The sequence below is a fragment of the Hydrogenophaga sp. A37 genome (assembly GCF_002001205.1).
In the GTDB taxonomy this organism is placed as follows: Bacteria; Pseudomonadota; Gammaproteobacteria; order Burkholderiales; family Burkholderiaceae_C; genus Hydrogenophaga.
The window spans coordinates 1-21,661 of the sequence record NZ_MUNZ01000074.1 but is presented as its reverse complement, the minus strand read 5'-3'; the positions used below and the strand labels follow the sequence as shown (position 1 = coordinate 21,661).

Sequence of the window (21,661 nt, the reverse complement as noted above, 5' to 3'; positions counted from 1 at the left end):
GCGCAGCATGAGCTGGTGTTCCGGGAGTTCTACCAGGTCGACAACCCCTCGCGCGACCGCAGCCTGGGGATGGGCATCGGCCTGTCGATCGTGCGCCGCCTGTCCACTCTGCTGGAGCATCCGGTCAGCCTGAGCTCCCGGCCCGGCCGTGGCACCCGGTTCCGCCTGTCGTTGCCCCTGGCCCCCGCCGGCCTGTCCGCCGCCACGCCGCCTGCCGCCCGGACGGAGGGTGAACTGCCGCGCAGGGTGCTGCTCATCGACGATGAGGCCATCGTCACCCAGGGACTGATGGCGCTCATGCACACCTGGGGGGTTGAGCTGCTGGCCGCTGCCGACGAGGTTGCCGCCCAGGCGGCCATGCGCCAGGCCGCCGAAGAACACCGGCCGGTCGACGTCATTCTGTCGGACATGCGTCTGCGCCACGGCGTCAGCGGCCTGGACGTGGCCCGCCGACTGCAGGCGGCAACAGCACCACCGCCGGCACTGGTCATGATCACGGGCGAGACCTCTCCCGAACACCTGCGCACCCTGGAACACACGGGATTGCCGATCCTGTTCAAACCGGTGGACCCGCAGCTGTTGCGGCATACCCTCATTGAGGGATGCCGGGTGGCCCACCATGACTTTCGACACTTCGCAGCGGGCGCCAGGTCCCATACCGTCGACCCCGGCACGCTGCAACGGGATGAGGGTCAGTGACTGTTGCAGCTTCTCTGGCACTGACCCGTCACAGGAGTATCAACATGGCACGTTTCAATCGCTTTTCCAAATTCGGTCTGGTTGTGGGCCTGGTGCTGGTGCAGGTGGCCGCGTACGCGGCGTTTGACACCCAAGGCAACACCGTCCCGGCCCAGTCTTCCGGCCTGCGGCTGCTGGTGCAACCCGACAAAAAGGCCGGCGGATCGACCCTGGCCATGTTGCCGGCGTCGCCCATGTGCACCTACCTCGGCAAGCGCTGCGAGGGCGGCGACGGTTCGGCCTGCAAGGCCTACTTCGCCCACTGCTGATCACACACCGGCAAAACTGCACGCCTGCACCTTTTGCGAAAGCCCACTAGCATGAGCGTCCGCCGCCACCGGGTGGCGGCGTCACTTTCAGGACACCCCATGCTCAAGCTCTATTACTCGCCCGGCGCCTGCTCGCTGTCCCCCCACATCGCCCTGCACGAAGCCGGCCTGGCGTTCGAGGCCATTCCCGCGCCCACCAGCACGCACCGGCTGCCCGATGGCAGCGACTACTACAAAGTCAACCCGCTGGGCTACGTGCCCTATCTCGTGCTCGACAGCGGCGAAGCCCTGCGTGAAGGCCCGGCCATCGTGCAGTACATCGCCGACCAGGTGCCCGAGAAAAACCTCGCCCCCGCCAACGGCAGCATGGCGCGCTACCAGCTGCAGAGCTGGCTCAACTTCATCGGCACCGAGCTGCACAAAGGCTTCAGCCCCCTGTTCAACCCCGCCGTTCCGGCCGACGCCAAGCAGGTCTTCAAAGACCGTTTGATCTCGCGCCTGACCTGGCTCGACGGCGAACTCGCCGGCCAGCAATACCTCATGGGCGACACCTTCACCGTGGCCGACGGTTACCTCTTCACCGTGACCAACTGGCCCGCCAAGGTCGGCCTGGACATCAGCGGCCTGGCGAACCTGGCCGCCTTCCGCGCCCGTGTGGCCGCGCGCCCGGCGGTGCAGGCGGCGATGAAGGCCGAAGGCTTGATGTGATCACCCGGGGCTGAACGCCCGAAGGATTCACCTGCGTTGTTCAAGGGGCTCTGCGGAGCCCCTTTTTCATGCCGGTACCCCGCCACCATGCAAGGGAAAACCCACGGCCACCTTATCGCCACCTTAAAATTCGCGGTTTTTTGCCTGCGCCTGCGCCCCTCCGACGCAGATCCGCGCTGACTCGCTGACCCGTCGCAAGACGGTTTTTTTGCGCCATCCCCGCCCCCGGTGAGCCGCTCCGAACGGCATGGACCTTCCCCCGAACGCCCCGCATGAACCTGATGAACTACGTCGAACTGCTGGCCCGGTTCCTTTTTGACCTGGGCGCCATGCTGATCCTGATCTTCTTGATCTATTACCCCCGGTACAAGCACAAGGAAACCGCGATCTCGGCGGCACTCTTCAACATCTTCATCTTCGCGGTGCTGGCGATCCTCTCCAACCTGGAGTTCGGCATGGCCGCCGGTTTTGGCCTGTTCGCCATCCTCGCGCTGTTCACCCTGCGCTCCGAGCCGATCAGCAAGTCGGACATGGCCTACTTCTTCGGCAGCATTTCCATCGCCGTGATTTCCGCCATCGACGGCACCAGCCTCATGCTGACCGCCATGCTCACCGCCGCCGTGCTGCTGGGCGTGTTCATCATCGACCACCCCGAGATCCTGAAGTCCGTCAACCAGATCGACGTGAAACTGGATTCGATCCCGGAGAACTTCATGTCCCACCCCGAGGGCTTCAAGGCACTGCTGTCGGAGCGGCTGGGGGTGGAGGTGCTGTCGTACCGCGTGCGCAGCGTGTGCTACGTGACCGAGGTCATCCAGGCCGAAGTGGACTTCCGCCCCAAATGAGCGCCATCGAAGACCGCCTGGCGTCGTTCCACCGGATCGGCCTCGCCGAGCTCAACCAGCGCGCCGCGCTGATGACGCGCAAGGACAACAAGTACCTGCTGACCGGGACGCAGGTGCTCGGTTTTCTGGGGCAGGTCGGCGACCGGTTCGATGCGCTGGAGATCGGTGGGAAAACCGCCTTCAACTACCACAGCGCCTACTTCGATTCGGACTCGCTGCACTGCTTCCGCGACCACAACCAGAACCGCCGCAAACGCCTCAAGGTGCGCCACCGCCACTACGAAGACACCGGGCAGTTCTTCATGGAGGTCAAGCTCAAGGGCAACGCGGGCGAAACGTCCAAGCTGCGGCGGGCCATCACCCCGGCGCATTTTGAATCGCACGAACTGCCCGCCGAGCTGGACCAATACCTCAAGTCGGTGGCGAAAGACCACCACCAGCGGGACCTCCCGGACCGCTACCGCCAGACACTTCAGGTGCGCTACCAGCGCACCACCCTGATCGCCCAGGCCGGCCCCGAACGAGTCACCATGGACAACCAGCTGCACTTCGCCCAGGGCCACCGCGAGATGGCCCTGAGCAGGTCGCTCTGGGTGGTCGAGGTGAAGTCGCCCAAAGGCGTGTCGGCGACCGACCGCGTGCTGAAAGACCTGGGCGCGCGACCCGCCTCGCTGTGCTCCAAGTACTGCGTGGGCCTGGCGCTCACCTCGCACACCACCCGCTCCAGCCGTTTCACCCCCACCCTCAAAAAGATCGCGGCACTGGGCTGACCCGCCCTCGCGCCGGCGGCCCACCGGCGGTCGTGCGAACCCCCTGTATGACCCTGCACCGCCCCGCCCTCGCCCTGTTCGCCGCGCTGCTGCTGCCCGCCTGCGTCGATCTGGGCGCCCATGAGCCGCCGATCAACGCCCCGCCGCTGGCCGAGCCCGCGTTTTCGCACGACAGCGGCTTCCACGCCACCGACATCAACGTGGCGCTGTCCCATGCCGATCCGACGGTGGCGGTGTACTACACGCTCGACGGCTCCGAGCCCGACCCGGCCAACGTCAAGGGCACCACCTACCGGTACAAGCTCCAGTACCCCCAGCAACCGGGTGACCCCTTCGGCGCGTTCCACGAGCAGACCTTTCAGAGCCTGCGCTACAAGCACCGCATCCCCGTCACCGACCACTCACGCGAACCCGACCGCATCGCCCGGATCTCGACCACGCACCACAGTGACGAGCCCTACTACGTCACGCCCCTGGCGGCGCTGAGCGCCAGCGAACAGCGCATCAACGGGTTGATCGATCCGGTCAACCGGGGGTTGAACGCGCTCAACCGGTCATGGCCGGAGGGGCCGGGCATCCAGCTGCCCACCATCGCCCAGCGCCCCCAGGCCCGGCTGCTGAAAGGCACCGTGATCCGGGCCATGGCGGTCAAAAAGGGGGGCGCACGCAGCACCGTGGCCACGGCCACCTACTTTGTCATGCCGCGCGATACCTTCAAGCTGCCCGTGGTCTCGCTGGTGGTCCAGGAAGACCTGCTGTTCGGCCACGACAAGGGGATCATGGTGGCGGGCAAGGCCTTCGACGACTTTCGCCGCCAGCACCCGGGCCACATCGTCCGCGGCGGCAACGCGCCCGCCAACTGGCACGCCCGGGGCGACGACACGCCCGCCCATTTCCAGTTTTTCTCGGACACCGACCAGCCGGAGAAAGCCAGCATGGACCAGCGCATCGGCGTGCGGGTCCACGGCGGGTTCAGCCGGGCGAACCCGAGCAAATCGCTGCGCCTCTACGCCCGCAAACGCTACGGCAAGAACAAGTTCCAGCACCCGGTGTTCGGGGAGGACTACAACCACAAGAAGCTGATCCTGCGGAACTCGGGCAACGACTTCCAGAAGACCATGTTCAAGGACGCGGCGGCGCAGGCCGTGGTGCAACGCTTGAACATCGAGACCCAGGGCTACCAGCCGGCAGTGACCTTCATCAACGGCGAGTACTGGGGCATCCTGAACGTGCGCGAGCACTTTGACGTCGACTTCTTCTCCGAGAAATACGGCATTCCCGAGAAGGACATCGAGCTGGTGGAGAACAACGCCGTGATCGAGGGCGACCCCGCGCACTGGAAGCAGGTGATGACCTTCTTCGAGAAGTCCGATCTGCGGCGCGAGGCGTCGTACCAGCAGGCCGCCAGCCTGATCGACATCGACAGCTTCATCGACCACCAGATCGCCAACATCTTCATGGGCAACGTGGACTGGCCGCACAACAACGTCAAAGCCTGGCGGTACCGGGGCGACAGCGCGCAGTACACCAGCAAAGGCGTGCTGGACGGGCGCTGGCGCTGGCTGCAGTTCGACGCCGATCTGGCCCTGACGATGCCTGCCAACGAAAACCTGGCGGGAGCGCTGAATCCCAGAGGCACCCGGGACCTCGATGGCGTCGAGTGGTCCACCCTGCTGCTGCGAAAACTGATGGAGAACCCGGACTTCAAGGCCCGCTTCATCAACCGCTTCGCCGACCTGCTCAATACCGTGTTCGACCCGCAGCGCACGTCGGCCGTGATCCGCCGGCTCCAGGACCGCATCCGCCCGGAAATGCCGCGCCACCTGGAGCGCTGGAAGGTGCCCGCCACGCTGGGCGAGTGGGAACAGGAGGTGCAGAAGATGCAGGCCTTCGTGCAGCAGCGCCCCGCCATCCAGCGCGCGCAGCTCATGGGGCAATTCGGGCTGAAAGGCACCTACCGCCTGACGGTCAGCCTGCCCGACGCCACGCAGGGGTCGATCAGGGTCAGCTCGCTCCAGACCCGCGAACTGGCGGAACGCGCCGGCAATGACGGCATGTGGACCGGCACCTATTTCGCCGGTGTGCCCCTCGAACTCGAAGCGGTGGCCAAGCCTTGTTACGCGTTCAAACGGTGGCACGGCATCGGCGCAACCCAGGCCACCACGCGCATCACGGCGAGCCAGAGCCTGTCCGTCCGGGCCGAATTCGAACCGGTGTGCGCACCCTGACCCTGTCCGGTCACGAAGCCCGTGGTCTGCGGGACAACACAGGCCGCCACAGCGGCCGTAGCGGCCGTGAAGGGCCTACTGCCCCAGTCCGACCGGGGCGGGCGCCTTCATCACGATGCGGGTGAACAGGCGGTCGAACTGCGGGTCGCGTGGCACGCGGTGGTTCAGCGGGTCCTGGTTGGTCGCAAAGGCGGCGTTGAGCGCGTGCCAGTCGGCCTCACTCAAGTGGCGCTCGGCCTCGGGCAGCACCACGGTCTCTTCGAGCCGCATGTGTTCGAGGTAGAAATCCACGTAGCCCGTTACCTCGGCGATGAAGACCGGCCGGCGCGCTTCACCCAGCAGCTCCCAGGCCAACAGCAGGTGCATGATTTTTCGCACCCGGGCCTCGCCGGTCGCGTGGTCGCGCTCCAGCTGGTCGATGGTGGCCATGACGTGGGGCGCAACACGCACCACCCGAGGGAACAGCAGGTTCGACTCCTTGGGGTGGTGGTGCGTCTCGGGGAACTCGTCGATGTAGAACAGCATGGCCCGCAGCACATCGAAGAACCGCGCCGAATCGTCCTGCCCTTCGTGCACCGGGCCACGCCGGACCATCTGCATCAGCGACTGCAGCATGGCCGCCAGGGTGGCGTGTTCGTCGCGAATGACGCGCAAGGCTTCGTGGGTCATGGTGTTGTCTCCGGCAAGGCGAAACCGACCGAGTGGTCGGCGAATGGTTCCGGGAATATGGCCGATCACGTTTCCGAGGGCATTGACCCACGTCAAGCCTGCCCCTGCGCGCCCCGCTGGAAGGGGTGCTTTTACATCCAGTTGCAAACCAAAGTGTTAGCATTTTTGACCCTCCGGGCTGCTGCCTGGCCGAGTCCCTGCTGTCACACCACCACCACATGAAGCCGATCCGAATTGCCCTCCTTGCCCTGTCCCTCGGTGCCGCCAGCTGCGCCACGGTGGCCAACGAAACCTTCGAGGCGCCGCCGGCGTTGGGTCAACTTGAAAGTGCCACCTACCTGCAATGCATGAAGAAGGCCAATGGGCGGTTGGAACAGGGCAACTGCATCAACAACGAAAAAGCGCGCCAGTGGAAACAACTTGATCTGCTTTACAAGAGCCTGGCCGCCAAGCTCAACGACGAGCAGCGCAAGGAGCTGGCGAAAACTCAGGCAGCCTGGAAAACCTTCATGGGCGCGGAGACGGCATTTTCCGTGTCGGTCTACTACCCCCAACTCGGAAGCTCGGATCTTTCCGTCTCGACCAACGAGATCCTGTGGATCGTTCAGCGGCGCCAACAGCTGCAGCAACATCTGGATCTGAACTGACGAAGCGAACCGCATCGGCTCAGCGATTGAAGGGAGAAAAAGAACATGACCCATATCGACACCTCGGCCAACGAGGTACCTGGCCTTTGGGCGCCATCGCGCCCGAGCCCATCACCAGCCTTTTCCCACCGATGCCGCGGGTCTCTCAGCGCTGCGCAGCGATCTGCTCAGTCATGGCAATGGCCAGGGAAACAACCCGTCCATTCGATTCATCTCTGACGAACACCGGGACACGATCAATGCCTGGGCCAGCTCGGAGGCAGGACAACAGTGGATTCACCGGCACATTGACTTTCCCCAGGTGGCGGCCATTGCCGACGATGCCAAAGATGTGCTGGACCGCCACGGATCCCACATCCCCGAGGACCGCAAGTTTGAAGTCTTGTGCGTGCTCGCCAAGGCGGAAAACCAACGACCCAAGACCTATGAAAAGTTGGTGGCCTCCTTGCGCAACGGTGCGGACCACGAGACTTTCATGGAGGAAGTTGATCGGCAGAAGGCCGTGGTGAGGTACTTTGCCGGCCCCAAAGCCGCCGAACTCGCCCAGCAATACCAGGACAACTTCCAGAAGCCCGGCAACGCCGTCGCGATGGAAGCCGCGCACCGTCAGGTCGCGAGCAGCGGCTACCGACCTTCCGACGAACGCCACATCCCCGAGATTCAGACCGCGCTCGCCGCCTACCGGCGCGACGTCAACGATCCGTCGGTGCTCGATCGCGGCGACAAGGGTGACGACGTCCAGCTGCTGCAGCAGGCCCTGCAGCGGGAAGGCAAGTCATTGAAAGACGACGGCGGTTTCGGTGCAGGGACAGAACGTCTGCTCACCGACTTTCAGCGCGAGCACCGGCTGGCACCCACGGGCTTCGGCGACCATGCCACCCTGAAGGCGCTGGGCCTGGCGCCGTCACTGGACGCCAAGAGCGGTGCCGCGCTGGACCGCATGATCGGGTCGCTGCAAGCGGGTGGCCGGTTCTCCGAACCCCAGATCGCCCACATCGCCGAGTCGTCCCGGAACCACCTGCTGGAGCACCGCGCGGCGCTGGGCGAGGTCACCCACATCCAGCTCCGCAACGACGGGCAGAAGATTTTGTTTCTGAACGATTTCAAGCAGATGCGCGAACTCGACACCCAGCAGGCGCTCAACGGCTATGTGCCCGACCGGCCCCTGGTCGAGGCACCGGTCACGGGGCCCACCCCGGCGACGGAACGCACGGCCGAAGCCGTGCGGCACTGAGCCAGCGTCTGGTTCCCGTCAACGCCCCGGCTTCCACCGTTTGAGCAGCAGCGCGTTGCTCACCACACTCACCGAACTCAGCGCCATCGCTGCGCCCGCCAGCACCGGGCTGAGGTAGCCCAGCGCGGCCAGAGGGATGCCGGCCGCGTTGTAGGCAAAGGCCCAGAACAGGTTCTGGCGGATCTTGTTCACGGTGCGGCGCGAGATGTCCAGCGCCGCGGCCACCATCATCGGGTCGCCGCGCATCAGCGTGATGCCGGCCGCGTGCATCGCCACGTCGGAGCCACCTTCTCGGCCGCCCATGGCCATGCCCACGTCGGCCGCCGCGAGCGCGGGCGCGTCGTTCACGCCGTCGCCCACCATGGCCACGATGTGGCCCCCGCGCTGCACCGCTTCGCGGGTCGCGGCGCCTTCGAGGGGCTGGTCGGTTTTGGGGCGGCCCGGCGCCGGGTCGGTGCGTCCTTCGCGCAGCCGCTGCACCACGGCCGCCTTGTCGCCCGGCAGCACCTCGGCGATCACCTCGCCGCCGTCGGCGTTGAGGCCCAGGGTGCGCGCCATGGCGTCGGCCGCGCCCTGGTTGTCGCCCGACACCATGAACAGCCGCATGCCCTTCGCGCGCAGCTGCGCGAGTGCCTCGCGTGCGCCGGGCTTGGGCTCGTCGCCGAAGGCCAACAGGGCCAGCGGGGTCCAGGGCGAGGTCTCGTCGGTCTGGCTGGTCAGCAGCGACACCGTGGCGCCCGCAGCCTGCTGCTGGAGCACGGCCAGGGCCAGCGGCCCCAGCGGCACACCCAGCTCGTCCATCCAGCGCAGGCTGCCCAGCGCCAGCGTGACGCCACCCACGCGCCCCAGGCTGCCGCGCCCGGTGACAGCCTGCACGTCCTGGGCCGCGTCGGGCGCAGGAAGGCAGTTGCGCGCTTCGGCCGCGTCCATTACCGCGTGGGCCAGCGGGTGGGCGCTCTGCGCCTGCAGCGCGGCCGCCGCGCGCAGCACCGCCTCTTCGTCCACCCCCGGCACCGCCTCGATCGACAGCAGCCGCGGACGCCCGAGCGTGAGCGTGCCGGTCTTGTCGAAGGCCACTGTGTCGACCCGGTGCGCGATCTCCAGCGCTTGCGCATCCTTGATCAAAATGCCGTGTTTCGCCGCCACCCCGGTGCCGGCCATGATGGCCGTCGGTGTGGCCAGGCCGAGTGCACAGGGGCAAGCGATCACCAGCACCGCCACGGCGTGCAGCAGCGCGGCTTCGACCGGCGCGCCGGTGTAAAGCCAGCCGACCAGCGTGACCAGCGCGATCACCAGCACCACCGGCACGAACACCGCCGCCACCTGGTCGACCAGCCGCTGCACCGGCGCCTTGCCGGCCTGGGCGTCCTGCACCAGCGCAATGATGTGCGCCAGCACACTCTGCGCGCCCACGGCGCGCACGCTCACCTCGACCGAACCTTCGCCGTTGAGCGAACCGCCGGTGACGAAATCGCCCGGCTGCTTGGGCACCGGCATGGCCTCGCCGGTGAGCATGGATTCGTCGGCCTGCGTCTGGCCCAGCAGCAGCTCACCGTCGGCGGCAAAACGCTCGCCCGGCAGCACGCGGATGGTGTCGCCCGGCAGCAGCTCGTCCACCGACACGTCGGTGATCTCGGTGCGCTTGATGCCGTCTGGCAGCAAATGCGCGCGCTCGGGGCGCAGCGCGTGCAGCGCGCGAATGGCGCTGGTGGTCTGGCGCTTGGCGCGTGCTTCCAGCCATTTGCCCAGCAGCACCAGCGTGATCACCACCGCCGAGCCTTCGTAATACAGGTGCACCATCTCGCCCGGCTCGGCCCTCAGCCACAGCCAGGTCGAGAGCGCCCAGCCCGCCGTGGTGCCGATGGCCACCAGCAGCTCCATGTTGCCGGTGAGCGCCTTGAGCGCGTGCCAGCCGGCCCGGTAGAAGCGCGCGCCGAGCCAGAACTGCACCGGCGTGGCCAGCGCGAACTGCATCCAGGCCGGCAGCATCCAGTGTTTGCCAAACAGGTCGCCGAGCATGGGCAGCGCCAGCGGCGCCGACAGCAGCGCGCCCACCAGCACCGGCAACAGGTCCAGCGGAATGCCGTGCCAGCGCTCGCGCTCCTCCACGTCCATCGCGTCCATGGCGCGCGGCTCGTAGCCGGCGTCGCGGATCGCGCGTTTGAGCAGGGCGGTCGCGTGGGTCGCGTCGCTGCTGCTCACGCGGATGCGCGCCGACTCGGTGGCGAGGTTCACCGTCGCTTCGCTCACGCCGGGTTGTTTCTTGAGCGCCTTTTCCACGCGCGAAACGCAGGAGGCGCAGGTCATGCCGCCAATGCCCAGGTCGATCTGGACAGCGGAGGGGTCGGAGGTTTCTAAGGTGGCTGTGTTCATCGTTTCTGTTCAAGCACACGCGGTGGAACCGGCTTTTCCGGGCCACCAGCGTGGTCCCCCTGGGGGGAAGTCGCGAAGCGGCGCAGGGGGGTACCCAGTTATAAGCTTTACCCCCATGGCAAGGTCAAGCCACAAGGTGTATCTTTCGGCGATCAGGGCTTGACCTTGACACCGTGTCAAGGTGGAGGATCCAGCCATTCCACCACTCCGGAGTTTCACCATGAACCAGACCCTCACTGTGCAGGGCATGACCTGCGGCCACTGTGAAAAGGCCGTCACCACCGCCATCAAGACGCTGGACCCGAAGGCCGAAGTCAAGATCGACCGCAGCCAGAACCGCGTCGAGGTGCAAAGCGAACAGCCTTTCGAAGCGCTCGCCGCCGCGATCCGCGAAGAAGGCTACGCCGTCGCAGCATGACCCCCACGCTCCACCGCTACGCGGGTCGCTGCCCCCCGAGGGGGTTGATCCGGCTTGGGGCGGCCCGGCGCCGGATCGCATGAAAACCCGCGCAGGCGCTGTGCCAATCGCCCAAGAACCAACGCTCGACGGCGGCATGGCCTGGCCGGTCAACATCGGCACCGCCGCCTCACTCAGCGGCATCTCGCCCAAGATGCTGCGCCACTACGAGTCGCTGGGCCTGCTGGGCGCGGTGGCGCGCACCGACAGCAACTACCGCCAGTACAGCCTGGCCGACGTGCACAGCCTGCGCTTCATCCGCCGCGCGCGCGACATGGGCTTCGGGCTCGATGCCATCACCGAACTCGTGGGCCTGTGGCACAACCGGCGCCGCAGCAGCGCCAGCGTGCAGCGCATCGCGCAGAAACACCTCGACGAACTGGGCCAGCGCATCGCCGCGCTACAGGCCATGCAACGCACCCTGGGCGAGCTGGTCTGCCATTGCCCCGGCGACGACCGGCCCGACTGCCCGATCCTGGACGACCTGGCCGCCCCATGAGGGATGTGTGCCCCCACGCTCCACCGCTGCGCGGGTCGCTGAAAAACGGAACATATCTTTACAAACCCGCAGCACAAGGCCGCAAAGCGCTTACACGGCCCTTCCACACTGAACCCATTCCAGAGACAGCCCCTCGCTGAGATCCCTGGAACGGCTTTTCCAACCTCTCAGGAGAGACTCATGAAACTGTTCAGCAAACGCACCCTCATCGCCGCCTCGCTCGCCGCCGCCTTCGTCGGCCTCTCGGCCACCGCCATCGCTCAGAACGCCGGCGGCCCGGGCATATCACCCGACATGCACACCCAGCACATGGCCCAGCGCGCCACCGAAGCCGGCAAAGACCAGGGCGACAGGGCCGCCAAGATGGCGCAACGCATGGAGAAGATGCAAAAGCGCCACGCCGAGCACCAGGCGCAACTCAAGACCACGCTGAAGATCACGGCGGCCCAGGAACCCGCCTGGAACGCCTACGTGGCCGGCACGGCGCCCACACCGCGCATGGGCAAGACCCAGCGCGAAGACTGGGCCAAACTGACCACGCCGCAGCGGCTGGACAAGATGCAGGTCCACAAGGCCGAGCGCGACGCCCAGATGTCCAAACGCATCGACACCGTCAAGACCTTCTACGCCACGCTCACGCCCGAACAACAGAAGGTGTTCGACACCCAAGGCCACAGCGGTTTCCACCGCGCCGGCATGAAGGGTGAGCACCGCATGGGCGGCCATGGCGGTCACCACGGCATGCGTGGCCAGGGTGGCGAGCCGGGCTGCGAAGGCCCGATGCAGAAACGCAGCTGATCCTTTCAGCGCCACTCAAGAGCCCCGGCCCGTCCGGGGCTTTTTTTTGAGCCCATGGCGGGCGCTGCCGCTTGACCTGAGTCAAGCCCCGGCAGAGGACCAGCGCGTAAGCTGCCCCGCCATGGACTTTCACCTCATCATCGTGGGCGCTGGCCCGGCGGGCCTGTGCCTGGCGCGCGCCTTGCGCGGGAGCGGTCTGCGGATCTGCCTGCTCGAACAGCAAGCCCTGGAGGCCTTGCAGAACCCCGCCTTCGATGGCCGCGAAATCGCCCTCACCCAGCACAGTGCGGCGCTGATGCGCAGACTCGGTCTCTGGCCTTTTCTGGGCGACGCGAACATCGCGCCGCTGAAAGACGCGCTGGTGCTCGACGGCGGCGTGGGCCCGCGGCAGTCGCGCATGACCATCAGCCACGCGCTCAGCGCCCAACCCGAGCTGGGCTTTCTGGTGGCCAACCACCACATCCGCCGCGCCGCGTTTGAGGCCGCGATGGCCGATGGTCCGGGCCGACCAACCTTGCGCTGCGGCGAGCAGGTGACCCACATCCAGACCGACGCGCGCGAAGCCCGCCTGACCCTGGCCAGCGGCGACACCCTGACCGCCCCGCTCGTGGTGGCCGCCGACAGCCGCCACTCCAGCACCCGCCGCGCCATGGGCATCGCCGCCGACATGCACGACCACGGCCGCACCATGCTGGTCTGCAACATGGCGCACGCGTTGCCGCACCACGAGACCGCGTGGGAGTGGTTCGACCACGGCCAGACGCTCGCCCTGCTGCCCATGAACCCCTGCCCGTTGACCGGCCTGCCGCGCTCGTCCGTGGTACTGACCCTGCCCAGCCAGGAACTTCAGCCATTGATGGACCTACCGGAAGACAGCTTCAACCGCGAGATGACACGCCGCTTCGGGAACCAGCTGGGGCCCATGACCCTGGCCAGCACGCGCCACGCCTACCCGCTGGTGGGCGTCTGGCCGCGCCGCCTGGTGGCGCAACGCTTCGCGGTGGTGGGCGACGCCGCCGTGGGCATGCACCCGGTCACGGCGCACGGTTTCAACCTGGGCCTGCGCAGCATCGAGGCTTTGTCCAAGGCGCTGATCCAGGCGCAGCAGCGGGGCCAGGACATCGCCTCGCCCGCCCTGCTGGCCCGTTACCAGCGGACCCACCAGGGTGCCAGCCGAGGCCTCTACTTCGCCACCCACGCCCTGGCCACGCTCTACACGAGCGAGCAGACCCCCGCACGCATGCTGCGCCAGGTGCTGGTGCAGGCGGGCGAACGCTTCACGCCGTTCAAACGTTTGGTGGCTGCAAGCCTGACTGGCTTGCATTAGGAGTCCCCCCGCGCCGCTTCGCGTGCCTTGCAGGCCGCGCCACCGCCAGAGTCGGTGTCACTTCGGGCTGTCCAAGTCTGCGCAGGCAGACTTGGAGCCGCGGCCCTCAGCCCCCCAGGGGGCGATGTGAGTGGCCCGGCGGAGCCGGTTCCACCGCATCCTGCGTGGGAGGCACGCGCTCCGGTGCCCTCTCATTGCCAAGGCCTTGTTGCTCTGCATCAAGACGCGCGTCAGCATTCAGGTCTAGATTGATGAAAGTCAATCGGCACGGGTGCGCAGACACCCGGCCGGTCATCACCGCCCGAGGAGACCACAACCACATGCTGTCCGCCTACATCACCCACGCCGACTGTGCCCGCCATGACATGGGCGCGCACCACCCGGAATGCCCCGAGCGCCTGGGCGCCATCAACGACCACCTGCTGGTCAAGGGCTTGCTGGACTACATGGTTCCCTACGACGCGCCGCTGGCCACCAAAGAACAGCTCAGCCGCGCCCACGCGTCGCTCTACGTGAGCGAAATCTTCGAGGCCTCACCGGCCGAAGGGCTGCACGCGGTGGACCCGGACACCAACATGTGCCCGCACACATTGACCGCTGCCCTGCGCGCGGCCGGCGCGGCGGTGCAGGCCACCGACCTGGTGCTGGCGGGCGAAGCGCCCACCGCCTTCTGCTGCGTGCGCCCGCCTGGCCACCACGCCGAACGCTCGGCCGCCATGGGTTTCTGCTTCTTCAACAACGTCGCCGTGGGCATGCGCCACGCGCTCAACGTGCACGGCCTGGAGCGCGTGGCCCTGATCGACTTCGACGTGCACCACGGCAACGGCAGCGAAGACATCTTCCGCGGCGACGAGCGCGTGCTGATGTGCTCCATCTTCGAAAAGGGCCTCTACCCCTTCAACGGCGAATCCGCCGTGGGTACCAACATGGTCAACGTCGGCCTGCCCAGCCGCTCGGGCAGCGACGCCTTCCGCGAAGCCGTGACCAACGAGTGGTTGCCCGCGCTCGACGTCTTTGCACCACAGCTGATCTACATCTCGGCCGGCTTCGACGCCCACCGCGAAGACGACATGGGCAACCTCGGCCTGGTCGAGGCCGACTACGCCTGGGTCACCAAAGAACTGATGAAAGTCGCCGACAAACACTGCCAGGGCCGCGTGATCTCCTGCCTGGAGGGCGGCTACGTGCTCAGCCCGCTGGCGCGCAGCGTGGCCGCGCATGTCAGGGTCTTGATCGGCGCGGATTGAATTTTCAGCAACCTGAGTCCCTCATGGACAAACACTACCTCACCCCGCTGTTCCAACCCGACACCATCGCGATCTTCGTGGGGGACCACGACGACCCCGACCAGCAAACCAACCACGCGCGCAACCTGACCGCCGCGCTCACGGCACAGCCCTTCACCGGCAAGTTCGTCTTTCTCGACATCCACACCAGCGGTACGCTGGCCGAGCTGGCCCAGACGCGTGCCGACCTCGCCATTATTGCCCTGCCGCCCACCGAGGCGGTGGCCGCACTCGAGGTCGCCGGGCGCATCAAGTGCAAGGCCGCGCTGGTGATCGGCAGCGGCGCCAACGCCGACGTGGCTGCCGACATGCACCAGGTGGCGCGCCGCCACGGCATGCAGCTGCTCGGCCCCAACAGCCTGGGTTTCCAGCGCCCGCGCATCGGCCTGAACGCCAGCGTGGCCGGTCCGCTGACCCGCGTCGGCCCGCTGGCGCTGGTGTCGCAGTCGGGCGCGCTGACCTCGTCCATCCTCGACTGGGCGAGCCAGAACGGCGTGGGCTTTTCCACCGTCGTGTCGCTCAGCCCCAAAACGGCGGTGGACATCGCCCAGGTGCTCGACTTCCTCGCCTCCGACGCCCAGACCCACAGCATCGTGGTCTACATGGAAGGCATCTCCAACGCGCGCCGCTTCATGAGCGCGCTGCGCGCTGCGGCCAACGCCAAGCCGGTGGTGGTGCTCAAGGCCGGCCGCAAGCCCGCGGGCAACGCCGCCGCGCAGACCCACAGCGGCGCCATCGTCGGCAGCGACGACGTGTTCGACGCCGCCCTGCGCCGCGCCGGCGCGGTGCGCGTGCGTTCCTTCGTCGAGCTGTTCTCGGCCGCCAAATGCCTGGCCTCGCGCTACCGCCCGGTGGGCAAACGCCTGGCCATCGTCACCAACGGCGGCGGCCCCGGTGTGCTGGCGGCCGATTGGGTGAGTGAAATCGGCCTGCAGCTGGGCAAGCTCCTGCCTGAGGCCGTCGCTGCCCTGCAACCCCAGATGCCTGCGCTGGCCACGCTCAACGACCTGATCGACGTGTCCGAAGAGGCCACCGCCGAGCACTACCGCGCGGCCATCGACGCCGCCGGCCGCGACAAGACCGTGGACGGCGTGCTGGTGGTGCATTCGCCCAAGGCCGGCGTGGACGCCGCCGATGTGGCCCGCGCCATGGCCGAGCTCAAACCCCAGCTCAGCAAACCCCTGTTGTGCTGCTGGATGGGCGACGCTTCGGTGGGCGAGGCGCGCGAGGTGCTCGGCAAGGCCAACATCCCCAGCTTTCGCACGCCCGAGGCCGCCGTGGGCGCCTTCGGCAACATCGCCAGCTTCTACCAGAACCAGCAGCTGCTGCAGCAGACCCCGCCGCCCTTATCCACCCTGGCCAAACCCGACATCGAGGGCGCGCGCCTGCTGATCGAAAACGTGCTCACCGAGCGCCGCAAGGTGCTGACCGAGATGGAGTCCAAGGCCCTGCTCTCGGCCTTCCACATCCCGGTCACCCAGACCATCCTCGCGCGCAGCGCCAACGAGGCCATGATGATCGCGACCCAGCTGGGTTACCCGGTGGCGCTCAAGATCGACTCACCCGACATCAGCCACAAGAGCGACGTCAACGGCGTGGCGCTCAACGTGTTGAACGCCACCGCCGTGCGCGACGGCTACAACACCATGCTGCAGGCCGTGGCCAAGCTGCAGCCGGGCGCCAAGATCAACGGCGTGACGATCCAGAAGATGGCGCAAAGCAAGCGCGGGCGCGAGCTCTGCATCGGCCTGGTGACCGACGACCCTTTCGGCCCGGTGATCGCCTTCGGCGCCGGCGGCACCATGATCGAGTTGATCGACGACCGCGCCATGGAGCTGCCGCCGCTCAACCAGTTCCTGGCGCGCCGCCTGATCGAGCGCTCGCGCGTGGCCGAGACCCTGGGCGCCTGGCGCGGTGCCACCGCGGTGGACATGGACATGCTGGAGCACGTGCTGCTGCGCGTCTCGGAAATGGTCTGCGAGCTGCCGCAACTGCGCGAGATGGACATCAACCCCATCATCGTGGACGAAAACGGCGCCGTGGCCGTGGACGCGCGCATCGTGATCGAGGGCTCGCCCGCCACGGCGCGCAACTACGCCCACCTGGCCATCCTGCCCTACCCGGCGCGCTACGAGCAGGTGTGGCCCCTGCGCGGCGGCGGCGAGTACACCATCCGCCCGATCCACCCGGACGACGCCCAGATGCTGCAGGACCTGGTGCAGAACCTCTCGCCCGAAAGCCGCTACTACCGCTTCGTGTCCAGCATGACCGAGCTGCCGGCCTCCATGCTCTCGCGCCTGACCCTGATCGACTACGACCGCGAAATGGCGCTGGTGGCGATCCACCGCACCCGTCAGGCCGGGCAAGACGGTGAGAGGGTCGAAACCGAGCGCGTCGTGGGCGTCTCGCGCTACATCACCAACCCCGACAAATCCAGCTGCGAGTTCTCGCTGGTGGTGGCCGACGACTTCAACGGCAAGGGCCTGGGTTCGCGCCTGATGCTCAGCATCATGGAAGAGGCGCGCGACAAAGGCCTGACCGAGATCGAGGGCCTGGTGCTGGCCAACAACCCCAGCATGCTCAAGCTCATGAAGGGCCTGGGTTACCAGATCAAGCCCTTCCCGGAAGACCCGGACTTCAAACTGGTGACGCACAGTCTTTGAACCCCCCTGCCGCGCTGCGCGCGACCCCCCCAGGGGGGCGGCACTGGCCGTCCGGCAGAGCCGGCCCGGCGGTGCCCTGGGTGATGGGCATCGCGTGCACAGATAGTTAAGAAACTGAACGCCGTTCAAAAAACGCCCCAAGGCTTGCCTTGGGGCGTTTTTTTTATCCCTCTGCTATCTCTCTATAGCTTTAATAAAAGTAGTCGTAGTAGTAGAGGGTGCGTTTTTTTGTGGACAAGCGGTTTTTCTTGAGATTTTTCAAGCACTTGCAGCGCAAAAAAGCCTGTTGAGCGGGGGCTGTTGCCCGTGTCTTGAAACGGGGACAAATCCTGGTTTTGCCCACAGTCTGTGGATAACCAACGGGTTGTTGGAAATTTATGCACAGCCTTGTGCAGAACCTGCCGAACCGATCTTCGGAACCGGTCCAACGGACATTTTTTCAAAAAACAGTGTTCAGGCCGAAACGGGTGTGGGGGCGTCCGGGTTGTTCTGCTACTACCTCTTACTCTCTTATTTAAAAGTAGTCGTAGTAGTAGAGGGCGCCATTTTTTGTGGACAAGCGGCTTTTCTTTAGTTGAATCAAGCACTTGCGTCGCCAGAAACCATGTGCAGAGGGCCCTGTTGCCGGTACGCGCCAACGGGGACAACCTGCGAACTTGTCCAGGTGATGTGGATAACTACCTGCTTCTTAGAAAGTTATACACAGCGTTGTGCAAAAAAACGCCTTGCGGGTGCGCCAAACGCTCAGCGCTGACCATCGTTCACCCGGATCTCGTCCGCCGTGAGGCCGCCCAGGCGCGAGTGGATGCGCCCGCCGTCCGCCATCACCAGGCCAAACACGATCTCGTCGGGCCGTGGCCCGTCCTGCACGCCCACCTCCATGGTGTTGAAGTGGCTGCGCACGTAGGCGGCCTGGGTGTGGTGCAGCGGCACCATCAGCCGGTAGCCGGCGCTGGCCACGGCCTTGGCGGCTGGCACGATGGCCTTGGGGTCGCCCAGCACCGCGCGCATGGCCCAGCCGCCGGCCTCGTGCCACACGGCGCCTTGTTCCAGCTCGCCGTTGACACCCACGATGGCGGCCTTGCCGTAGGCCTGCACACGGTCGCGCCCCAGCACCTGCACCAGCTCTTCGGCCAGCTCGCGGCCGAGTGTGCGCAGCTCGGCCATGAACGGCAGCAGGTCGGGTTCGTGGCGCCCCGCGTAGGGGTTGCGCACCACGGCCAGCGCCGCGGCCATGCGCAGTGGCACCGCTGGCGGCGGGCCGCCCTCGTGAAAGACGGTTTCGACCAGCAACTGGCGTTTTCGGACCTGGATCAGTGACATGGCGGGATGACCTTGCGAGAGGTTGAAGAAAAGGGTTGAAGAAAAACAGCACCGGGATCAGGCGGGGGGGGTGCGGGGCCGTGGCTTGGCGCGCAGCAGGCGCTCCTGCTCGGCCGTGGCGTTGTAGGTGGCCATCTCTTCGATGAGCCAGGCCTTGAACACCTCCAGCACCGGGTTGTCGGCCTTGCGTTCGGGGATCGACAGGTAGTACGCGCGGTCGCTGGGGCAGAAGTGCTGCACCGGGATCACCAGGCGCCCGGAGGTCAGGTCGTCGCCGATGTCGTACTCGGGCACCAGGGCCACGCCCAGGCCCACCGCGGCGGCCTGCAGCGACATGAAGAACAGCTCGTAGCGCGGGCCGGCGAGTTCGTTGCCCGGCACATGGCCGATCGACTCGAACCACTGGCGCCAGGCGTAGGGCCGGGTGCTCTGCTGCAGCAGCGGCAGCTCGGCCAGCTGCTGCGGCGTGAGCTTCTTGCGCGGTGCGATCAGGGCCGGGCTGCACACCGGCACCAGGGTCTCCGCCATCAGGTGGGTGGTCACGGCGCCGGGCCAGTGGCCGTCGCCGGCGTAGATCGCGGCGTCCATCGTGGTGTCGTCGAACAGGAAGGGGCGGGTGCGGCTGGAGAGGTTGAGCGTGATGTCCGGGTGCAGCTGGGCGAAGCCGGCCAGCCGCGGCAGCAGCCAGCGCGTGCCGAAGGTGGGCACCACCGCGAGCTCCAGCCGGCCGCCGCGCCCGCCGCGCGTCATGAGGTTGAGCGTGTCGAGCTCGATCTGTTCGAGGTGACGCGACACCTGCCGGTGGTAGGTCACACCGGCCTCGGTGAGCAGCACGCCGCGTCGCGAGCGCCGGAACAGGCTCACGCCCAGAAACTGCTCCAGCCCCGCGATCTGGCGGCAGATCGCGCTTTGTGTGAGGGACAGTTCCTCGGCCGCCTCGGTGAAGCTCGAATGCCGCGCCGCGGCCTCGAAGGCGCTCAGGGCGGCGGTGCTGGGAATCTTGCGTCGTGAGGTCATGGTGGTATTCGGAGTGCGTTTTTTGCACTACTGGCTGCAAACAAATCGTTTGATACGGTTCATTCTGGCCCGTACATTTCGGAAAAGTCAATCACGAAGTTCATTTATCGCACTTCAAAAATCGACACCCGTGCAGACCCCTGCACCCGATGGAGACCACACCCATGCACACACCGTTTGCCCTGTTGAGCGCCGCGCTCGCCACCCTGACCCTGGTGTCGGGTTGCGCCACCACCGCACAGCCGTACCGCCTGGGCGTGGCCACGCCCGCGCCGCTGCAACAGTGCAGCGAACTGGCCGGCGCGTTCGGCTTCGCCAGCACCCGCCTCACCGCCGCCACGCTGGAGCCGGCGGGCCGCCTGAACAACGCCGGCCAGCCGGTGGGTGAGCACTGCCGCGTGACCGGCCGGATGAACGAACGGGTCAGCCCGGTCGACGGCCAGGCCTACGCCATGGGCTTCGAGATGCGCCTGCCCCGGGACTGGAACGGCCGCTTCCTCTACCAGGGCAACGGCGGCACCGACGGCAACGTCGTCACCGCCGACGGCGGCGCTTCGCTGGGCAGCGGCGGCCTGCTGCGTAACGCCTTGCAGAACGGTTTTGCGGTGATCAGCTCCGACGCCGGCCACAGCAGCGCCCAGAACCCGCTGTTCGGCCTGGACCCGCAGGCGCGCCGCGACTACGGCCACGCCGCCATCGGCACGCTCACCCCCATGGCCAAGGCCCTGATCCAGCGCGCCTACGGCAAGGTCCCCGACCGCTCCTACATCGGCGGCACCTCCAACGGCGGCCGGCAGGCGTTGGTGGCCGCCACCCGCTACGCCGATGCATTCGACGGCGTGCTGGCCCAGTCGCCCGGCATCCACCTGCCGCGCGCCTCGGTGGCCAACCTCTCCAACGTGAAGCGCTGGGACACGGTGGTCACCACCCGCGAGCTCAACGGCCAGCCCGACTACGAATCGGCCCTGCCCCCGGCGGAGCGCGAGCTCGTGGCGCGCGCCATCCTCGCGCGCTGCGACGCGCTCGACGGACTGGGCGACGGACTCGTGAACGACGTGGAAGCCTGCCGCACCGCGTTTGACCCGATGCGTGACCTGCCCACCTGCGCCGGCGAACGCGACGGCCGCTGCCTGAGCGGGGCGCAGAAGAGCGTGCTCGCCGCGGTGTATGCGCCGGCGCGCAACGGCGCGGGTGAGGTGGTCTACAGCGGCTTCCCCTTCGACCCGGGCATCCGCCACCCCGGCTGGGCCGAGTGGAAGTTCCGCAGCTCGGTGCGCACGGCCCGCAACCCGGTGTCGGTGGGTTTCATCTTCTCCTCGCCGCCGGTGGCCGACCTGGCCATGGCGACCGACACCCGCAAGAGCGCCGCCTTCGCGCTGGCCTTCGACATCAACACCGACGGCGCCAAGGTCTTCGCCACCAGCGGCGTCTACACCGACAAGGCCCTGGACTTCATGGGTACGCTGGAGGCGCCCGAGTTCGACCGCCTGCGCGAGCGTGGCGGCAAAGTGCTGGTGTTCCACGGCACGGCCGACCCGATCTTCTCCAGCGACCACACCCAGGCCTGGTACACCGCGCTCGACGCCCACCAACGGGGTGGCGCCAGCGGCTTCGCCCGCCTGTTCCTGGTGCCGGGCCAGGGCCATTCGCGCGGCGGCCCGGCCACCGAGCAGTACGACGGCCTGGCCGCGCTGGTGGACTGGGTGGAACACGGCCGCGCGCCCGAGCGCATCGTGGCCGGTGCACGCGGCGCGGGCAACCCGGGCGGCGCCAACGCCGACCTGCCAGCCGACTGGTCGCCCACCCGCAC

General features: G+C 67.0%; 19 protein-coding genes. 15 read left to right on the top strand and 4 right to left on the bottom strand.

Translation table 11 applies throughout. The annotated features are described in order from the left end of the window. The 6 genes from B0E41_RS06120 to B0E41_RS06095 form a co-directional block, all read left to right on the top strand. Positions 1–699, top strand: a 699-nt coding sequence (locus B0E41_RS06120; protein WP_143433692.1) for a hybrid sensor histidine kinase/response regulator, incomplete at its 5' end; no start/stop codon positions are given. Positions 700–743: 44 nt separating this feature from the next. Continuing rightward, positions 744–1,007 (top strand): hypothetical protein, encoded by a 264-nt coding sequence (locus B0E41_RS06115; RefSeq protein ID WP_077329994.1) that lies wholly within the window; start codon positions 744–746, stop codon positions 1,005–1,007. A gap of 99 nt (positions 1,008–1,106) precedes the next feature. Next, entirely contained in the window at positions 1,107–1,715 is a 609-nt protein-coding gene (gstA, locus tag B0E41_RS06110) for a glutathione transferase GstA (RefSeq protein ID WP_077329992.1), read from the top strand. A gap of 272 nt (positions 1,716–1,987) precedes the next feature. Beyond that, positions 1,988–2,560: a DUF4956 domain-containing protein gene (locus B0E41_RS06105; RefSeq protein WP_216350734.1), complete on the top strand. Its 573-nt coding sequence runs from the start codon at positions 1,988–1,990 to the stop codon at positions 2,558–2,560. After that, on the top strand, positions 2,557–3,330 hold the full coding sequence (locus B0E41_RS06100) for a polyphosphate polymerase domain-containing protein (protein WP_077329990.1): 774 nt from the start codon (positions 2,557–2,559) through the stop codon (positions 3,328–3,330). Before B0E41_RS06105 ends, B0E41_RS06100 begins: the two co-directional genes overlap by 4 nt. 47 nt (positions 3,331–3,377) lie before the next feature. Next, positions 3,378–5,558 carry a CotH kinase family protein gene (locus B0E41_RS06095; protein ID WP_077329988.1) on the top strand — a complete coding sequence of 727 codons (2,181 nt, stop codon included), beginning with the start codon at positions 3,378–3,380 and terminating at the stop codon, positions 5,556–5,558. Positions 5,559–5,633: 75 nt separating this feature from the next. Here B0E41_RS06095 and B0E41_RS06090 read toward each other — a convergent pair whose 3' ends face one another. Then, entirely contained in the window at positions 5,634–6,227 is a 594-nt protein-coding gene (locus tag B0E41_RS06090) for a hemerythrin domain-containing protein (RefSeq protein ID WP_077329986.1), read from the bottom strand. Between the two features lie 278 nt (positions 6,228–6,505). Here B0E41_RS06090 and B0E41_RS06085 point away from each other — a divergent pair, with 278 nt between their 5' ends. Together B0E41_RS06085 and B0E41_RS06080 are read left to right on the top strand one after the other, a co-directional pair. Then, positions 6,506–6,874, top strand: coding sequence for a lysozyme inhibitor LprI family protein (locus B0E41_RS06085; RefSeq protein ID WP_171984683.1), 369 nt, complete (start codon positions 6,506–6,508; stop codon positions 6,872–6,874). Positions 6,875–7,175: 301 nt separating this feature from the next. Beyond that, positions 7,176–8,108, top strand: coding sequence for a peptidoglycan-binding domain-containing protein (locus tag B0E41_RS06080; protein ID WP_077329982.1), 933 nt, complete (start codon positions 7,176–7,178; stop codon positions 8,106–8,108). An 18-nt stretch (positions 8,109–8,126) separates the two neighbouring features. On the opposite strand, the gene B0E41_RS06075 is transcribed toward B0E41_RS06080, so the two are convergent. Beyond that, complete coding sequence (locus B0E41_RS06075) at positions 8,127–10,481, bottom strand: heavy metal translocating P-type ATPase (protein ID WP_077329980.1); 2,355 nt, start codon at positions 10,479–10,481, stop codon at positions 8,127–8,129. A 220-nt stretch (positions 10,482–10,701) separates the two neighbouring features. Here B0E41_RS06075 and B0E41_RS06070 point away from each other — a divergent pair, with 220 nt between their 5' ends. The 6 genes from B0E41_RS06070 to B0E41_RS06045 all read left to right on the top strand — a co-directional run bounded on the left by B0E41_RS06070 (position 10,702) and on the right by B0E41_RS06045 (position 17,511). Next, on the top strand, positions 10,702–10,899 hold the full coding sequence (locus B0E41_RS06070) for a cation transporter (RefSeq protein ID WP_077329978.1): 198 nt from the start codon (positions 10,702–10,704) through the stop codon (positions 10,897–10,899). Between the two features lie 136 nt (positions 10,900–11,035). Then, complete coding sequence (gene cueR, locus B0E41_RS06065) at positions 11,036–11,437, top strand: Cu(I)-responsive transcriptional regulator (protein WP_077329998.1); 402 nt, start codon at positions 11,036–11,038, stop codon at positions 11,435–11,437. Positions 11,438–11,617: 180 nt separating this feature from the next. Then, the gene (locus tag B0E41_RS06060) at positions 11,618–12,235 is read left to right on the top strand and encodes a Spy/CpxP family protein refolding chaperone (RefSeq protein ID WP_077329976.1); all 618 of its coding nucleotides are present in this window, start codon (positions 11,618–11,620) and stop codon (positions 12,233–12,235) included. 121 nt (positions 12,236–12,356) lie between these two features. Beyond that, entirely contained in the window at positions 12,357–13,562 is a 1,206-nt protein-coding gene (gene ubiM, locus B0E41_RS06055; protein ID WP_171984682.1) for a 5-demethoxyubiquinol-8 5-hydroxylase UbiM, read from the top strand. 320 nt (positions 13,563–13,882) lie between these two features. Beyond that, positions 13,883–14,809 (top strand): histone deacetylase family protein, encoded by a 927-nt coding sequence (locus B0E41_RS06050; protein WP_077329974.1) that lies wholly within the window; start codon positions 13,883–13,885, stop codon positions 14,807–14,809. Between the two features lie 23 nt (positions 14,810–14,832). Next, entirely contained in the window at positions 14,833–17,511 is a 2,679-nt protein-coding gene (locus tag B0E41_RS06045; protein ID WP_077329972.1) for a bifunctional acetate--CoA ligase family protein/GNAT family N-acetyltransferase, read from the top strand. A gap of 744 nt (positions 17,512–18,255) precedes the next feature. On the opposite strand, the gene B0E41_RS06040 is transcribed toward B0E41_RS06045, so the two are convergent. Together B0E41_RS06040 and B0E41_RS06035 are read right to left on the bottom strand one after the other, a co-directional pair. Then, complete coding sequence (locus B0E41_RS06040; protein ID WP_077329970.1) at positions 18,256–18,834, bottom strand: amino acid synthesis family protein; 579 nt, start codon at positions 18,832–18,834, stop codon at positions 18,256–18,258. A 57-nt stretch (positions 18,835–18,891) separates the two neighbouring features. Further along, complete coding sequence (locus B0E41_RS06035; protein WP_077329968.1) at positions 18,892–19,851, bottom strand: LysR substrate-binding domain-containing protein; 960 nt, start codon at positions 19,849–19,851, stop codon at positions 18,892–18,894. Between the two features lie 164 nt (positions 19,852–20,015). On the opposite strand from B0E41_RS06035, the gene B0E41_RS06030 reads away from it, so the two are divergent. Continuing rightward, positions 20,016–21,661, top strand: a 1,646-nt coding sequence (locus tag B0E41_RS06030) for a tannase/feruloyl esterase family alpha/beta hydrolase (protein ID WP_077329996.1), incomplete at its 3' end; no start/stop codon positions are given.

What these genes read in the sequence shown, in the direction of transcription:
- gstA (WP_077329992.1), top strand. Translation starts at nt 1,107, where the DNA reads ATGCTCAAGCTCTATTACTCGCCCGGCGCCTGCTCGCTGTCCCCCCAC.
- B0E41_RS06115 (WP_077329994.1), top strand. Translation starts at nt 744, where the DNA reads ATGGCACGTTTCAATCGCTTTTCCAAATTCGGTCTGGTTGTGGGCCTG.
- B0E41_RS06075 (WP_077329980.1), bottom strand. Translation starts at nt 10,481, where the DNA reads ATGAACACAGCCACCTTAGAAACCTCCGACCCCTCCGCTGTCCAGATC.
- ubiM (WP_171984682.1), top strand. Translation starts at nt 12,357, where the DNA reads ATGGACTTTCACCTCATCATCGTGGGCGCTGGCCCGGCGGGCCTGTGC.
- B0E41_RS06105 (WP_216350734.1), top strand. Translation starts at nt 1,988, where the DNA reads ATGAACCTGATGAACTACGTCGAACTGCTGGCCCGGTTCCTTTTTGAC.
- B0E41_RS06100 (WP_077329990.1), top strand. Translation starts at nt 2,557, where the DNA reads ATGAGCGCCATCGAAGACCGCCTGGCGTCGTTCCACCGGATCGGCCTC.
- B0E41_RS06035 (WP_077329968.1), bottom strand. Translation starts at nt 19,851, where the DNA reads ATGACCTCACGACGCAAGATTCCCAGCACCGCCGCCCTGAGCGCCTTC.
- B0E41_RS06095 (WP_077329988.1), top strand. Translation starts at nt 3,378, where the DNA reads ATGACCCTGCACCGCCCCGCCCTCGCCCTGTTCGCCGCGCTGCTGCTG.
- B0E41_RS06090 (WP_077329986.1), bottom strand. Translation starts at nt 6,227, where the DNA reads ATGACCCACGAAGCCTTGCGCGTCATTCGCGACGAACACGCCACCCTG.
- cueR (WP_077329998.1), top strand. Translation starts at nt 11,036, where the DNA reads ATGGCCTGGCCGGTCAACATCGGCACCGCCGCCTCACTCAGCGGCATC.
- B0E41_RS06070 (WP_077329978.1), top strand. Translation starts at nt 10,702, where the DNA reads ATGAACCAGACCCTCACTGTGCAGGGCATGACCTGCGGCCACTGTGAA.
- B0E41_RS06045 (WP_077329972.1), top strand. Translation starts at nt 14,833, where the DNA reads ATGGACAAACACTACCTCACCCCGCTGTTCCAACCCGACACCATCGCG.
- B0E41_RS06040 (WP_077329970.1), bottom strand. Translation starts at nt 18,834, where the DNA reads ATGTCACTGATCCAGGTCCGAAAACGCCAGTTGCTGGTCGAAACCGTC.
- B0E41_RS06060 (WP_077329976.1), top strand. Translation starts at nt 11,618, where the DNA reads ATGAAACTGTTCAGCAAACGCACCCTCATCGCCGCCTCGCTCGCCGCC.
- B0E41_RS06050 (WP_077329974.1), top strand. Translation starts at nt 13,883, where the DNA reads ATGCTGTCCGCCTACATCACCCACGCCGACTGTGCCCGCCATGACATG.